12 protein-coding genes and 2 tRNA genes are annotated in these 14,573 nt (G+C 68.3%); 5 read left to right on the top strand and 9 right to left on the bottom strand.

What is annotated here, in order from left to right; genetic code table 11:
- The 3 genes from VET29_RS44250 to VET29_RS39255 form a co-directional block, all read right to left on the bottom strand.
- Positions 1 to 141: transposase (locus VET29_RS44250; RefSeq protein WP_414636721.1), on the bottom strand; the 141-nt coding region annotated here is incomplete at its 3' end.
- Positions 142 to 228: 87 nt separating this feature from the next.
- Positions 229 to 1,131 carry an NADP-dependent oxidoreductase gene (locus VET29_RS39260; RefSeq protein WP_324930855.1) on the bottom strand — a complete coding sequence of 301 codons (903 nt, stop codon included), beginning with the start codon at positions 1,129 to 1,131 and terminating at the stop codon, positions 229 to 231.
- A gap of 72 nt (positions 1,132 to 1,203) precedes the next feature.
- Positions 1,204 to 2,043, bottom strand: a complete 840-nt coding sequence (locus VET29_RS39255) for a LysR family transcriptional regulator (protein WP_324930853.1) — start codon at positions 2,041 to 2,043, stop codon at positions 1,204 to 1,206.
- Between the two features lie 81 nt (positions 2,044 to 2,124).
- Between VET29_RS39255 and VET29_RS39250 the strand changes: the two genes are divergently transcribed.
- From VET29_RS39250 to VET29_RS39240, 3 genes are all read left to right on the top strand, one after another.
- A complete protein-coding gene (locus tag VET29_RS39250) occupies positions 2,125 to 3,018 on the top strand; it encodes an MBL fold metallo-hydrolase (RefSeq protein ID WP_324930851.1) in 894 nt (297 codons plus the stop codon).
- Positions 3,019 to 3,205: 187 nt separating this feature from the next.
- On the top strand, positions 3,206 to 5,974 hold the full coding sequence (locus VET29_RS39245) for a hypothetical protein (protein ID WP_324930848.1): 2,769 nt from the start codon (positions 3,206 to 3,208) through the stop codon (positions 5,972 to 5,974).
- Between the two features lie 383 nt (positions 5,975 to 6,357).
- Positions 6,358 to 7,221: a hypothetical protein gene (locus VET29_RS39240; protein WP_324930845.1), complete on the top strand. Its 864-nt coding sequence runs from the start codon at positions 6,358 to 6,360 to the stop codon at positions 7,219 to 7,221.
- A gap of 469 nt (positions 7,222 to 7,690) precedes the next feature.
- On the opposite strand, the gene VET29_RS39235 is transcribed toward VET29_RS39240, so the two are convergent.
- The 3 genes from VET29_RS39235 to VET29_RS39225 all read right to left on the bottom strand — a co-directional run bounded on the left by VET29_RS39235 (position 7,691) and on the right by VET29_RS39225 (position 8,986).
- Positions 7,691 to 7,764 (bottom strand) — tRNA-Ile (locus tag VET29_RS39235).
- An 18-nt stretch (positions 7,765 to 7,782) separates the two neighbouring features.
- Positions 7,783 to 8,778 carry an adenosine deaminase gene (add, locus tag VET29_RS39230; RefSeq protein WP_324930842.1) on the bottom strand — a complete coding sequence of 332 codons (996 nt, stop codon included), beginning with the start codon at positions 8,776 to 8,778 and terminating at the stop codon, positions 7,783 to 7,785.
- A complete protein-coding gene (locus tag VET29_RS39225; RefSeq protein WP_324930839.1) occupies positions 8,753 to 8,986 on the bottom strand; it encodes a hypothetical protein in 234 nt (77 codons plus the stop codon). The genes add and VET29_RS39225 overlap by 26 nt, the downstream gene beginning before the upstream one ends.
- A 120-nt stretch (positions 8,987 to 9,106) precedes the next feature.
- On the opposite strand from VET29_RS39225, the gene VET29_RS39220 reads away from it, so the two are divergent.
- Positions 9,107 to 9,179 (top strand) — tRNA-Asn (locus tag VET29_RS39220).
- A gap of 656 nt (positions 9,180 to 9,835) precedes the next feature.
- On the opposite strand, the gene VET29_RS39215 is transcribed toward VET29_RS39220, so the two are convergent.
- Together VET29_RS39215 and VET29_RS39210 are read right to left on the bottom strand one after the other, a co-directional pair.
- A complete protein-coding gene (locus VET29_RS39215; protein WP_324930836.1) occupies positions 9,836 to 10,717 on the bottom strand; it encodes a superoxide dismutase in 882 nt (293 codons plus the stop codon).
- 28 nt (positions 10,718 to 10,745) lie between these two features.
- Positions 10,746 to 11,333 carry a helix-turn-helix domain-containing protein gene (locus VET29_RS39210; protein ID WP_324930833.1) on the bottom strand — a complete coding sequence of 196 codons (588 nt, stop codon included), beginning with the start codon at positions 11,331 to 11,333 and terminating at the stop codon, positions 10,746 to 10,748.
- 128 nt (positions 11,334 to 11,461) lie between these two features.
- Between VET29_RS39210 and VET29_RS39205 the strand changes: the two genes are divergently transcribed.
- A complete protein-coding gene (locus tag VET29_RS39205) occupies positions 11,462 to 13,618 on the top strand; it encodes an MMPL family transporter (protein ID WP_324930831.1) in 2,157 nt (718 codons plus the stop codon).
- Between the two features lie 166 nt (positions 13,619 to 13,784).
- Here the strand turns inward: VET29_RS39205 and VET29_RS39200 are convergent, their stop codons facing one another.
- Positions 13,785 to 14,549, bottom strand: coding sequence for a trans-aconitate 2-methyltransferase (locus VET29_RS39200; RefSeq protein WP_324930828.1), 765 nt, complete (start codon positions 14,547 to 14,549; stop codon positions 13,785 to 13,787).
- Between the last annotated feature and the right edge of the window lie 24 nt (positions 14,550 to 14,573).

Here is a 14,573-nt window from a genome sequence, read left to right as displayed (position 1 = left end):
ACCCGCCCGCGTCCGCCACAACACCGCGTTGATCACCATCCGATGATCCATCCACCGACCACCCCGACACGGCGTCCGATCCGGCAACAACGGCTCCAGCCGCGCCCACTCCACATCCGTCAAATCATGACGATCAAACATGCGCCAGGTTCTACCCGACCCATCCCACAAGATCCACAGGACACGCCCTAGTATCCCGCGCCGGGAACGGCCTCCGCGTTCCCGGAGCTAGGGCACCAGGACGATCTTGCCCCGGGTGTGCCCGCGTTCCAGCTCCTCGAACGCGGCGCGGACCTCGGTCAGCGGGTACGTCGCGGCGATCGGCACCTCCAGCACGCCGTCGGCGACCAGCCCGGCCAGCTCGGCGAGCAGGGCCGCGCTCTTCACGAAACTGCCGTCGGCCTTCACCCCGTACTCGGCCACCGCGGCGAAGTCGGCGACCGTGTTGATCCGGTCCGGCGCCACCCCCAGCTCGATCGCGAGCCGCACGTAGCCGTCGCCGTGGGTGTCGACGAACGCGTCGAGTCCGGTCAGTCTCGCCGCGAGGCCGTCACCGTAGGCGACCGGCTTGATCCCGTGACCGACCAGCCAGTCGTGGTTGGCCGGCCCGGCGATGCCGAGCACGTCCGCCCCTTCGCGCCTGGCCAGTTGGACGGCGACCGACCCCACTCCCCCGGCCGCGCCGGAGACCGCGACCGTGTCACCCGGCCTGAGCGAGACGGCACGCACGGCCGCGTAGGCCGTGGACGCGGCGATCGCCAGCGAGCCGGCGACCTCCCAGGACACGTTCGGCGGCTTGGCCGTCAGGTTCGCGGCGTCCACGAGCACATGCTCGGCGTGACTCGCACGTTCGTCGGTGAAGCCGAGGACCTCGTCACCGGCGGCGAACCCGTCGACGCCCGGCCCGGTGCCCACGACGACGCCGGCGAGGTCACTGCCCTCACCGGACGGGAACGTGGCCGGGAAGCGGTCGTGCAGCGCCCCTTCGCGGATCTTCGCCTCACCCGGGTTGATCGCGGCGGCCCTGACCTGGACCAGCACCTGGCCTTCGCCGGGTTCGGGAACCGGGACGTCGACGACCCGCAGGACGTCGCGTCCGCCGTACTCGTCAAATCGCACTGCCTTGGACATGCCTGCCTCAACAAACCCCAGGTGGCGGATATGCCGGTCGCGTGACGCGGGGAGCCGTAGATCACCGTACGCCTACGCGAGGGTGGCCGCGATCCGGACGAACGAGCGGATGAGCGGGCTTGGATCGGCCTCGGGCCAGGCGACGACGAGGTCACTGTTCGGCATGTCCCGCAAGGGAACCGTCGTCAAACCCGCCGGCATGGTGTGGGTGAGCGGCGTGAGCCCGACGGTTCCGTTCCACAGCACCGACTGCATGCACTCGTGCGCGGTCCGCACCACCGGCCCCTCGTCCGTGGCATGCCAGAACTTCCGCCACACCGGGTCGGTGCCCTCGGGAAACCGGAACCAGCGGCGGCCGGCGAGGTCGTCGAGACAGAGACTGTCGCGGCCGGCGAGCGGGTCGTCGTCGCGGAGCACCACGCCGACCGGGTCCGACCGCAGGACGTGCGTGACGATGCCGGCGTCGTCGAAGGGTGTCCTGGTCACGGCGACGTCGACGAGGCCCGCCCGCAGCCCGGTGGTGGGATCGGTGAAGTCGGACTCCCTGATCTGGACGCGAATGCCGGGGTGCTCGCGCCGGTACGCGGCGGCCAGCCGGCTGCCGAACCGCGTGACGCTGTCGGCGAGCGTGCCGACGGTGATGGTGTCCGCGCCGGCCGCGGCGGCCACGCGGGCACGCACCTGGTCGGCCTGGGCCAGGAGGGTGCGTGCCTCGTCGAGGAGGGAGACGCCGGCCGGGGTCAGGTCGACGCCGGCAGGTGAACGGCGCAGGAGGACGGCGCCGAGGTCGGTCTCGAGCTGTTTGATGGCTCGGCTGAGCGGCGGCTGCGTGATGTGCAGCCGCGCGGCGGCCCGGCCGAAGTGCCGCTCTTCGGCGACCGCGACGAAGTAGTTGAGCAGGCGCAGTTCCATCACCAGCGACGATACCCGTCCGGTATCGGGCCACCCACATCGGTCTTGGACAGCTGACCTCGGCCGCGCTTGCCTGGAGGGGTGGCTGAACTAGTGGCTCCGGTCGTCGACATCGGCGGCGCGGAGGAAATCGCGCGTGACCTCGTGGTAATTCCCAACCGGCGGGTGCCGCTGGTGCCGAACATCGGGGTGGTCGGCGGCGAACATTCCGTTCTGGTGGTCGAGACCGGCATAGGCCCGCGCAATGCGGAGAAGGTGCTGGAGTTCGCCCTGGACTATGCGAAAGGCCGACGTCTGTACCTCACGACGACCCATTTCCATCCCGAACACGCCTACGGCGCACAGGCTTTCAGCGACGCGACCTATGTCGTCAACCGGGCGCAGGCGGAGGATCTACGCGTCAAGGGGCCGGGTTATCTGGAGATGTTCCGCGGCCTGGGCGAGTCGGTCGCGCGGGAGCTGGAGGGCGTGACGCTGGTGACGCCGGACGTGGTGTACGACCAGTCGTACGAGCTGGACCTCGGCGGCCGGGTGGTCGAGCTGCGGGCCACGGGACGGGCACACAGCAAGGGCGACCAGGTGGTGCGGGTCGATGACGTCCTGTTCACCGGCGACCTGGTGGAGACCGGCCAGTTCGCGATCTTCCCGTGGTTCCCGCCGCACGACGTGGACGTGTCCGGCCTGGGCTGGATCGACGTCATGCGGCGCCTGGAGTCGGCGCCCCCGGGCGTGGTCGTCCCTGGTCACGGCGACCTCGGCGGCCCCGAACTCCTGACGGACGCGCGGACCTACCTGGAACTCCTCCGCGACGAGACATGGCGCCGCCGCGACTCGGCGATGAGCGAGAAGGAGATCGCCGCGGAGGTCACGGAGGTGATGACGGCCCTGCACCCGGACTGGACCGACCGAGAATGGATCGAACCAGGCGTCGGCTGCCTGTGCGCCGAACACGACCAGACCGCTAACCGGCCCTGACCTCGACGAGCTGCCGATCGGCCCGCGGACCTCCTGCCCAACGGGTTCGTGGCCGACGGCAGTTCCCGGCCGGTCAATTCGGTGGCGCCAGTGCGAGATCATGGACGTGATGTCCACACGACTGGCCTTTGGCATGACGACCGGACCGGGATTGCGCTGTTGGTTGCCGACCCCGGGCGGTACCCCCATGCCAGCAGACGACCGGGCCGGAGCACACCCACCCGGCGCGCCGGTCGCCGTCGGCCCGGCCGATGCGACCCCCGAACCGGCGATCGACCAGCTCACGGTGCTGGTGGCCGGCGGCACCGAGGTGGCCGCCGGCGCGGGCGTGGACCTCGGCCACGGCTTCACCTCCGCCCGGCTGGCCGGCGCCCCCGGCGACCGCCGCGACGCGGTACTGGCCGCCCTGCGGTTCCTGAGCATGCAGAACGCTGACCGACTGGGCGACCGGGGCGCCGTTCTGGTGTCCCTGTTCGGGTTGTCCGCGACCAAGCGGGTGGGCGCGGCCGCGAACGAGGCGATCGCCGAGGAGCGCTGGGCAGCACTACAGCTGGCCTCGGCGGTGTCGGACCTGTTGGGCCCGGAACAACTGGAGCAGGTGCTCGGGCTGCGAGCCCCGGAGGGAACCGACCCGTTCCCCCGCGGCGCCGCCTCCACACTGGCCGACCACCTGTCCCGCGTACTCACCAGGTACCAGCGGCCACGGCGGCTGGCGTTGATCACCAGCCTGTGGCAACAGGTATGCGCGCAACTGCTCAACCGGCAGCGACTGGCCAGACTGCCCACGACACAGACGACAGCAGATCACCTCGAGCGGCTCCGCGAACGCCACCAGCAACACTTCGACGAACCAATCGTGCGGATGGTGACGCGAGCGGCGATCGGCACCCCCACGCTGGCCTCCGCGGCCCGCTGGCGGCCACCCAGCTATTGGCCCGCGAAGGAGCTGGGCCGCCTACTACACGACGCCATAGCGGCAACCGCCCTACTGCGTTTCGCCAGGACCATGTCCGACGAAGGCCTGCCAACCGCCGCACGGAGACATCGGGACGAACTGGTGGCGGCCAACGCCTGCCTGACGAAAGCGGAGCGATCCGCGGCGGCATGGCGAAGCAAGGAGGCGTACGAGCATCCGGCACGCCCAGGACGCTATGTCCACGACCTACTGCAGCCACTCCGTCCGGACCGCGGAATCACCAGGAACACCGAGACGTACGTGCAGGAACGGGTCGGATTGGCACGCAACTACGGCGTGGTGGTCCTGGACGCGATCAGCGAGCTGCTGGAACGAGAGAACGGGCAACCGCTACACGACTCTTGGGACAACTGCAAACCGTGGCAGGCCACCCGGCTTCGCGCGTGGCGCGCCGCCACGGGTTTCCGCCGCTCCCCGAACGGATGGGAGCAGCCACCACTACCCGACGCACACGCCGAAGGTCCGAAGGAGACACTTGCGCAGCGACTGACCGAGGCCCCCGCAGCGGATCCGGCAACACTGGAGACACCACACGACCTGCTGTGGTACGCCGACCTGGCCGATGCCCTGGCCCCGTTCTACGGCAACGAAACCGCGACGGTACGGCATGCGAGACCGGGACCGGAGCTGAGCTACAACCCACCGGCGCCACGGCCGGAGCCGAACGAGGACTCGGTACCACTGGCGGCAGCCGCGACAGCCCAGCTGGTGGCGTTCGGTGCGAGCCCGCCACAACGCTGCCGCAGTTGGGCAGAGCTGGCCGAGGGAGTCAGCTCGGACGCGACGGTCGCCGAGGCGAGCACAGGCACCTTCCCGATCCCGCCCGAGCTGTCCAATGTGGACAAAGAGACCGTGCCGGAAACCGCACTGCGCATAGAACTGGGCCGCGACCCGAGACAGCTGGCCGAATGGTCGAGCTACATGGGGAACTGCATCGGCGAGTCGTGGTACGCCGACCAGGCCCACAAAGGCCAGTGCGTACTGATGGCACTACGCGACGACGACCGGATAGTCGCGAACCTGGACATCCGCCGCCGCACGAGCGGCTGGCAGGTCCACGAGCTACGCGCACGCTTCAACGACACCGTCGCCCCGGAACTGGAGGAGCAGGTCGGACGGTGGGTGAGGTCACTGACCCCAAAGCCACCCACGCCCGAACCAGCGCCACCAGAACCAAGAGTGCGGTCAAGGGACGGCGCATCCCACCGCTCGACCGATGGACGCCTACCAACGGCGCTGGTCAGAGCCCTGACCGCCGAGGTGGACCGAACACTGGCCGAGTCACGGACCACAACGGCCCGCCAGACCTACGCCACCCTGGCACGCGGCCTGGCCCCACATGCCGACTTCGATCCAACCGCCGCGGTCGTCGCACTGAAGCGCCTGGACCCGACCGAACATGTGGACCTACTACGCAGGGCCCTGGCCACAGATTTGGATGTTCCGGCTCTCTGGCGAGCCACCGGCGTCCGCCCGTTGGCCGCAGCGGTCGCCCGCCTGGACCCAGCCGTACAGGAACACGACCGCCTGACGACACTGACCGAGGAAGCACCACTCCCCCGAACGCTGCGAGCGCTGGTACGCCGCCCGGAAATAGCCCCGGCGTACGCCATGGACGTGGCGGCAAGGGCAACCCGCAGAGCCATGGGCAAACTGGCCGGCGACGACACCCTGGCCCGAGCGGTGGCCCGCCACCCGTCCCCGGAACTGGTATGCGCTCTGATCATCAGAACGACCTGCGCCCCGACAGCCAATTCCGCGCCCTTGACGCCTCCCGGGACCACCAGCGTCCCAGGCTTCCCTACGACCGACCTCCTCGACGAACAAGGCCCCTGGCAACAAGCCCTCCCAGCAGCAGCCGACCTGGGTGCCCAGGTGGAGTCGTTCAACCAACACCTAAGCGAACACGGCCTTCTGGCCCCAGCCGCACTCCTGAGAAAAGACGGCTGGCCCGCCCTCTGGCAACGCGCACACCGCTGACGGACAGCCGCAAAATACCGCCGGTGCGGACCAGAAGGTCGCGAGCCAAGAGCCACCCTGTTCATGTTCGCGATTGGACAGCGGCCGATTGCACCGAGCGTTGCTGGTCGCCGCTCGACGTCCACGGATCGGTCTCACTTCTGGATCTAACGACAGTTGGCCGTAGATCCTTTTTCTTGCCGACAATTGCCGACACTTTGGCCATTCGATGGATCGTCGAGAAACGACTCCCAACACCAAGGCGTCATCGTAATCGACAGAGAATGCACTCGAATGCACTAGGGCGGTCGTCTGCACACAGCTTACGCTGAGATAGATGTCCAGGCACGCCGCTTCCGGGCGCATCCGACCTGGGTACCGGCAACTCAAAGGGGGTAAGACAGGTGCTCGACGGCTTCATCACCTGGCTAGATTCCTACATCTCCCGCGAGCGCCCATCAGCCGTCATGCGGGGAATGATCGGACTGATGGCATTTGCCGGTCTATTGGGCACTGTATCAGGGAAACAGGCGATCCGCGCTGGGGCATTTGTCGTCGTGATCGTGATCGCGGTGTCGACCATGCTCGCCCTGCTTGCCGACAGGCGGCGCCTGACACGCGAGAACGACACGAATCGAGGACTGCTTTCTCGTTATTGCGACTCAATCGCCGAGAACAGCGGTGACCCGCTCGTCCGGATCGAACACTGGAGGCAGCATGTGGAGGTGCGACCGAACGGCGACGTCACGGAGACGTTGACACTCAGGGCCGTGGCACTCAGAAGACAGGTGGAGTTCATTCGGTTGACGGCGGGATGCAGATGGGACCAGCCAGACAGATATCGCCGCCGAGTCCAGGTAATCGCCAGAAGCTTGACGATCAACGGGGCACCCGGCACCCGATGGAACGTCACCACGTCGTGGAGGTCCGTTCAGAAGCTTACCTCCGTGCTGCACCTGCACGTGCCCATCAAGCGGGGGCAAATGGTCACCTTCGAGGTAACCAGAACCTGGCCGGCGAAATGCCGGCCACTCATCAACGGAGAGGCCGAAGAATTCACTCTCCGAACCACATCTTTGCTCGATATTCAGCATGTCGAGTACACCATCGTGCTACCACAGGGAGCACAAGCCGTATATGAAGAAATCGGCGCCGGGGAGCCAGATGTTCAATTGAGCACTGACGCCGACGGCGGCAGAATTTTCACCTGGCGAGCAGAAAAAACGCCCACTCTAACCGAAGTCGGAATCAGGCTGGAGTTGAAGTAGCCGGCTCCCCTCAATATTCAACTACGTGTCGCCGTCTTCCCCGCCACCCATCATCCGACAGATCTCCTAAGCCTTGATACAACACCATTGGCAACGCGCGCAACCTGACCAGACTCGCTGCCTGAGGTGCAGGCAACGAGCTATTGCTGAGCGGTCAAGTGTCTCTCGCCGGCCAGTTGATCGGAGAATATCAGAGTCCGCAGTGGACCCCCTGCGGTGTCACACGTCCGAGTGTGCCCTTGGGACAAAGACCCACAACTCCGACCCGACTTGGACGCAGGCCCCCACACAACCGGACCACGCCGGGTCAGCCAGCATCCGACACCAGCGTATGAACCGCGACGGCCAACGGAACCACGCCGGGTCGGGACCACCCGCGCCGTGGGGTCTGCGGGGTCGCCCCCGCAAAATGTTGACGACCGACCCGGCGAAGGTGGCGCAGCCACCGAGCAGGGTCGGCCAGAGGTCGTGGGGCGGGTGGGGCTCGAACCCACGGCCAATGGATTATGAGTCCACTGCTCTAACCGACTGAGCTACCGCCCCTCAGTTCTGGGCGAAAGGTTACTGGCTGCCGGTGGCGAGCCAGGCGGCGACCTCCGCCACCAGCCGGGTCCTGACCTCCGCCGGAGCCGCTGACGCCTGGACCCCGCCCACCGCCACCGCGGCCAGGTCCTCGTCCGTCAGCCCCAGGAAGTCACGCAGGATCTCGTACTGCCCCGCCAACCCCACGCCGAACAGCAACGGGTCGTCGGTGGACACCGCCACCGGTACCCCCGCTGCCAGGAACGTCTTCACGGGAATGGTCGACAGCTCGTGTACGCCGAACGGCGGGTACGACGTCGGGCAGATCTCCAGTGCCACCCCGCGTGACGCCAGTAGCTCCACCACGGCCGGATCCGTTGCCGCCGACGTGCCGTGGCCGATTCTCGCGGCGCCCAGAAGTTCGACGCATTCCTGCACGTGCGTCGCCGGTGTGTAGAAGCCTGAGTGCGGCGCGGCCAGCAGCCCTGCCTCACGCGCGAGCTTGAACGCCGGTGTGAAGTCGGCCACTGACGCGCCGCGTTCGTCGTTCGACAGGCCGAAGCCCACCACGCCGGCCCCCGCGTACCGCGCGGCCAGCCTCGCCAGTGTCACAGCATGGGCCGGTGACCTCTGCCAACTGGACGCCACCAGCACGCCCACCGGGATCGGAGCCGCCGCCGCCCCCGCGAGTACCGCCTCCAGCGCCGCCTCCAGGCTGCCGAACACCGGCAGGTACGACGTCGGGTCGACCTGGATCTCCAGCCAGCCGCAGCCGTCGGCGGCGTCGTCGGACGCGGCCTCCGCGATGACGCGGCCGACATCGGCAGCGGTGCGGAGCACGGCTCGGGACGCGTCGTAGCGGTCCTGGAACGCCGCCCAGGTGCCGGCCGCGCCGGGCAACGGCGGTGGGACCGTGACGCCATAACGGCCGGCCAGCTCGATGAGCGTGGCCGGCCGCATGGCGCCTGTCAGGTGTAGGTGGAGCTGCGTCTTCGGCAGCTCCCGGAGGTCACGGCTTGGCGAGAGCTGGCTCACGCACACCGTTGTTCTGTGTCGCCGACCTGCCGCGGTTCCCGAGGCCGGTCTTCTCCCCGACCTTGGCACGTGCGATACCGGCCGCCCCCTGCACAGCGGGGTGGTCGGCGATCTTGCGATAGGTCCGCATGATCTGGTCGTACCGGCCGCGACCGGCCTTCGCCCCCAGCACGTACCCGATCGCGGCGCCCAGGATGAACGCCCTCATGTGTCTCGCCTCCCATGCCTCAGCGCTGAGGTTCCATCATCCCCTACGAGGCTCCCCGGTGCAGGATGGTCCACGACCGTGCGCTACAGTTACTCCTTGCCGGACCGAGTCCGGCGGCGATCCTCCATAGCTCAATTGGCAGAGCATTCGACTGTTAATCGAAGGGTTGCTGGTTCGAGTCCAGCTGGAGGAGCGACCTCTGGGTACCCCTGCTCGGTGCTTGGCACCTTCGCCGGGTCGGTCGCCATCATTCTGCGGGGGCGACCCCCGCAGGCCCCACGGTGCGGTTGGTTCCTCACCCAGCTCGTCGGGCGTCGCAGACCCCACGGTGCGGTTTGTTCCTCACCCAGCTCGTCGGGCCCCGCAGACCCCCACGGAGCGGTTCGTTCCTCACCCAGCTCGTCGGGCCTCGCAGACCCCACGGTCCGGTTCGTTCCTCACCCAGCTCGCTGGGCGTCGCAGACCCCACGGTCCGGTTCATTCCTCACCCAGCTCGCTGGGCGTCGCAGACCCCACGGAGCGGTTCGTTCCTCACCCAGCTTGTTGTGGTTGGGGTCTGGGCCTGCGTACACGGTGCGGAGTGGTTTCGTTGCCAGTCGGTGTTGTGGCTGGGTTCTGGGCCGGCGGGGGTCATCTTTGTTGTTTTGGTGGGGGGTCGCCGGCTGAGGCTCGGCGGATGTTTTCCAGTTGGTCTTCTGATAGGTCGGGGGCTACCTCTCTTAGGTGGCGGATGAAGGCGTTGGCTCGTTCGTGGCGTTGGGGTTCTTCGTCGTCAGTCACGGGGGTGGGACTTTGTGGGGGTTGGTGTGGATCCCCGTGCCACCTGATTGGGTGGCACGGGGATGTCTTTCACGGCTTGGGGATTGCTACTGCCGTGTACTCGGTTGTGGGGGTTGGGGTTGTGGTGAACCTGGCGTTCGGGAGGTATAGGCGGTCTCGGAAGGACGCCATTGTTGTTGGGACGTCGAATCGTGGGTCTGTCGTGGTTGTGACGAGTGTGCCGCTTGTTGCCTGGCGGTTCAGGTGGAGGACTGCCACGGTGTTCAGGCGGTTCTGCACCACGTACAGGGTCTGGCCGGACAGTAGTAGGCCGTCACCGTTCGTGAGGGTGTAGTCCAGGGCCACCTGGCGGGATACGCCGTTGAAGTCCACTCGGAACAGGTTCCCGGTGCTTGACTGCACGATCAGCAGGGCCCTGCCGTCCGGGGTCGGGGCTATGCCGTTCGCGTTCAGGCCCTCGGTGTACACCAGGTCGCCCGTGATCGGGACGTTGGTGACGACACCACACGTCAGGCGGTACACCACCTGGTTGTTCGAGTCGGTGAACCACGCCGAGCCGCCCACCAGCGCCACGTCGTTGATGAACGTCGTGCCGGTCGCCAGCTGGTGGCTCTCCAGCACCCTGCCGGTCCGCGAGTCGATCACCCGGGCGTCGCCAGCCACACCACCGGAGACGAACAGCCGGCCTCGCCCGTCGATCTTCATGCCTACCGACGGCGTGCCGGGGCCCTCGCTGATCACCTGCCCGGCGCCGGTCCTCAGGTCGACCCGGTAGATGTCGCCGTCGGCCAGCGAGCCGAAGTACGCGACCGGGGCCGACCCGATCGCGACCCCCTCCGGACGGAAGCCTGCCGGCAGGTTGATGGTCGTGGGTAACGAGGGTGCGGCCGACGCCACCGCCGGCGACAGAACGAGCAGGGCAGCCAGTGCAACACCAACGCGTCGAAACATCAGAGAGTCCTAGCGTGGGGAAACAGGGTCAACCCGCACTACGCATTTCGGACGCGCCGGGTTCAGCAGGCAGACCGAGGACACTCAGCATCGCTCGGAGCAGCACGTCCCGCAGCTCCGGCTCGGTCGAGTCGACCCCGTACGTCGGCGCGGTCAGCACCGCGCCGAGCACCTCCATCGCGGCCACCGCGCGCAGCCGCTCCGCCATGGTCGACGCCGGCCCGGCGAGCCAGCCGACCAGCTGCTGGCCAAGCGCCAGGAAGTCCTCCCACAGCGACTTCGCCACCACGGCCACACCGGCCGGGTCACGCTGGAAGACCCCCACGACCGACCGGTTGCGTAGCAACACGTCGAGGCACTGCTCCACCACGTGCCGCACGTTCACCGGCGTGTGGTCCAGGGCCTCGGCCTCGTGGGCGATGGCCCGCCAGCCGGTGAGGACCGGCTCCACGACCGCGTACAGCAACGCCTGCTTCGACGAGTAGTGGTAGTACAGCGACGCCTTCGTCAGCCCGACGCGCTCGGCGATCTCCCGCAGGCTGGTCTGCTCGAAGCCCTTGGTCGAGAACAGTTCCAGGGCTACCGCACGAATCGTCTCGCGGGTGTCCCCGTCCATCCGCGCTCCTCCTCAGCAGTTTCTCAGCCCACCCAAGTTACCTTTCCGCCGACGGGAGCCCTCATCAGATCCTACCTACCGGGCGGCAGGTAGACTCGTCGCGCGAATCTCAGACAGGGGGAGGAACGATGTTCGAACGACTGGGACGGCTGGTCGTGCACAACCCGTGGAAGGTCATCGCGGGCTGGGTGCTGGTCACGATCGCGATCGTGGCCTTCGCGCCGACGCTGTCCGACGTGACCAACAGCGACCAGGCCAACTTCCTGCCGTCGGACTACGAGTCGGTGCAGGCGGGGGACCTCGCGAAGGACGCGTTCGGCCAGAACAACCAGGCCACGGCAACGATCGTGGTCAAGCGGCAGGACAGCCAGGTGTTGACCGGGGGCGACCAGACCTCGGTCGGCGACCTCGCCACGGCGCTCGACGGCGCACGCATCGACCACGTCGAGCAGGTGGTCACGGGCAAGCAGTTCCTGTCCAAGAACCAGAAGGTCCAGCTGGTCAACATCGAGCTGCGGGGTCGGGGGGACGACCCGGCGCTCGTCGACGCGGTCAAGGACATCCGCACCAACGCGACCAGCGAGCTGAAGGGCTCCGACCTGGAGTACGCGGTCACCGGCCAGGTCGCCATGCAGGCGGACAACTCCGACGCCTTCGACACCGCGCTGGTCATCGTCGGCGCGGCCACGATCGCGCTGATCATCGGCCTGCTGCTGTTGATCTACCGCAGCCCGCTCGCCGCGCTGCTCCCGGTCATCACCGTCGGCCTGGTCAGCACCATCGCGCCGGGGCTGGTCGCATGGCTCGCGCAGGCGCTCGACTTCCAGGTCGACCAGTCGGTCCAGATCGTGATGACGATCGTGCTGTTCGGGGTCGGTACGGACTACATCGTGTTCCTGCTGTTCCGGTTCCGCGAGCGGCTGCGCGCGGGTGACGACCCGAAGGCCGCGCTGATCGCGGCCGTCGCCAGGGTCGGCGAGGTCATCGCGTCCGCGGCGGCCGCCATCATCATCGCGTTCATGGCGTTGCTGCTGGCCGCGTTCGGCGCGTTCACGAGCTTCGGCCCCGGCCTGTCGATCGCGGTCGCGCTGATGGCGATCGCGGCGGTCACGCTCATCCCGGCCGTGGTCTCGCTGCTCAGCACCAAGGTCTTCTGGCCGTCGAAGTCCTGGCAGCGCGTGCCGAAGGGCTCGGTGTTCCAGCGACTCGGCAAGTTCACCGGCCGCAGGCCGGGCGTCGTGGCCATCGCGTCCGGCGGCGTCATGGTGGCGCTGGCGCTGGGCATGATCGGCTTCAACACCGACTACGACCAGACCGGCCAGCTGCCGAGCGACACCGAGTCGGCTCGCGGCCTGGACTACATGGCGCTCGGCTTCCCGTCCGGCGCGCTCAACCCGACGTCGGTGTACGTGAAGGCGGACAGCGGCACGCTCGACCAGAACGCGCTCACCAAGTACGCGCAGGCTCTGCAGGATGTGCCCGGCGTCGGCGGCGCGATGCCGGGGCCGACCGGTGCCCCCTTCACGACCAACAAGGCCGGCGACATCGCCAGGATCGACCTGCTGCTGGACACCAGTCCATACGCGAACGCGTCGCTCGACCTGGCCGGCGGCCCGCTGCGGGACGCCGCGCACGAACGGGCCCCGGACGGCGCGAAGGCGTACGTCGGCGGCCTGAGCTCGGTGTTCGCCGACGTCCGGGACGCCAACAACCGGGACCTGTGGGTGATCTTCCCGGTGGCCGGCGTGCTCATCGCGCTCGTGCTGGGGCTGATGCTCCGCAGCCTCGTGGCGCCGATCTACCTGATGGTGGCCGTGGTGCTGGGCTTCTTCAGCACGATGGGCGCGACGGTGATCGCGTTCCAGGGCATCGGCGACCGCCCGGGTGTGTCGTTCATGCTGCCGATGCTCGTGTACCTGTTCGTGGTCGCGATCGGCACGGACTACAACATCCTGATGATCGCCCGGCTACGCGAGGAGGCGAAGAAGGGCCACGACCCGCGCACCGCCGCCGACCTCGCGGTCGAGCACGGCGGGCCGTCGGTCGGCGCGGCGGGCGTCATCCTGGCGGGCACGTTCGGGTCGATGCTGCTGGCCGGCGTGTCGTTCCTGATGGAGATGGGCTTCGCGGTGTCGCTGGGCATCCTGCTAGCGGCGTTCGTGATGTCGATGTTCCTCGTGCCGAGCGTGACCGCCCTGCTGGGCCACGCGGCCTGGTGGCCCGGCCACGGCGACCGCGCGAACACCGGCCCGACGGAACACCGCGAACCAGCACCGGTCGCGTAGTCCCACCCCACCCGCGAGTCCCGCGTTCAAACCTAGCGAGTCGCGCGTTGGCGCATACCGAGTTGCGGTTTCGTGCAGGTCCTGGCCCGAGCCGTGTGCACGAAACCGCAACTCGGAGCGTCTGAACGCGGGACTCGCGGTGTTTGAACGCGGGACTCGCGCGGGGTCAGGCGACTCGGGCTACGGCGAAGACGCGGCGGAACGGGAACCAGGTCGTGCCGTCGGCGCGCTGTGGGTACTCCGCGCGCAGCGTCGGGGCCAGCTCGGCGCGGAACCGGTGCCAGTCGTCGTCCGGGAGGGCGTTCCGGATCGGGCGCAGTGCCGTGCCGGTGATCCACTCCAGCACCGGGTCGTCGCCGGTCAGGCGCTGCAGGTACGTGGTCTCCCACGCGTCGACCTCGCAGCCCGCATCGGTCAGCAGGGCCGCGTACCCGGCCGGGTCGAGCACCGCGTCGTCCTCACGCAGCACGACCGGGCCGAGCCGGTCCCGCCACGCGTCCGACGCGGCGAGCTGACGCGTCCGCACGTGCGACGGCGCGTCGAAGTTTCCGGGCACCTGGCACGCCAGCCACGCGCCGTGCGGCAGGTGCTTCACCCACCGCGCCAGCAGCTCGTCGTGCCCGGGCACCCACTGCAGCACCGCGTTGGTCACCACGACGTCGGTGTCCGCGGCCGGCTGCCACTCCCGCACGTCCAGCACCGTGGCGTCGATCCCCCGCTCACGGGCCGCCGACACCATCTCCGGCGACGAGTCGGACGCCTCCAGCACGGCGGACGGCCAGCGCCGCGCGAGCGCCGCGGTCAGGTTCCCCGGCCCGCAGCCCAGGTCCACGACCCGCCTAGGCGACTCGGCGGAGATCCGGCCGATGAGGTCGAAGAACGGACGCGAGCGATGGTCGGCGAAGTCGAGGTACTTGGTGGGATCCCACATCGGAGACGCGCCTCCCTAGCAAAC

Source organism: Actinophytocola sp. (assembly GCF_035634895.1).
Classification (GTDB): Bacteria; Actinomycetota; Actinomycetes; order Mycobacteriales; family Pseudonocardiaceae; genus Actinophytocola.
This window is presented reverse-complemented; position numbering and strand designations above follow the sequence as displayed.

Coding starts and splice junctions, on each gene's coding strand:
- VET29_RS39260 (WP_324930855.1), bottom strand. CDS start 1,131: ATGTCCAAGGCAGTGCGATTTGACGAGTACGGCGGACGCGACGTCCTG.
- VET29_RS39255 (WP_324930853.1), bottom strand. CDS start 2,043: ATGGAACTGCGCCTGCTCAACTACTTCGTCGCGGTCGCCGAAGAGCGG.
- VET29_RS39245 (WP_324930848.1), top strand. CDS start 3,206: ATGCCAGCAGACGACCGGGCCGGAGCACACCCACCCGGCGCGCCGGTC.
- VET29_RS39225 (WP_324930839.1), bottom strand. CDS start 8,986: ATGAGGGCGTTCATCCTGGGCGCCGCGATCGGGTACGTGCTGGGGGCG.
- VET29_RS39215 (WP_324930836.1), bottom strand. CDS start 10,717: ATGTTTCGACGCGTTGGTGTTGCACTGGCTGCCCTGCTCGTTCTGTCG.
- VET29_RS39210 (WP_324930833.1), bottom strand. CDS start 11,333: ATGGACGGGGACACCCGCGAGACGATTCGTGCGGTAGCCCTGGAACTG.
- VET29_RS39205 (WP_324930831.1), top strand. CDS start 11,462: ATGTTCGAACGACTGGGACGGCTGGTCGTGCACAACCCGTGGAAGGTC.
- VET29_RS39200 (WP_324930828.1), bottom strand. CDS start 14,549: ATGTGGGATCCCACCAAGTACCTCGACTTCGCCGACCATCGCTCGCGT.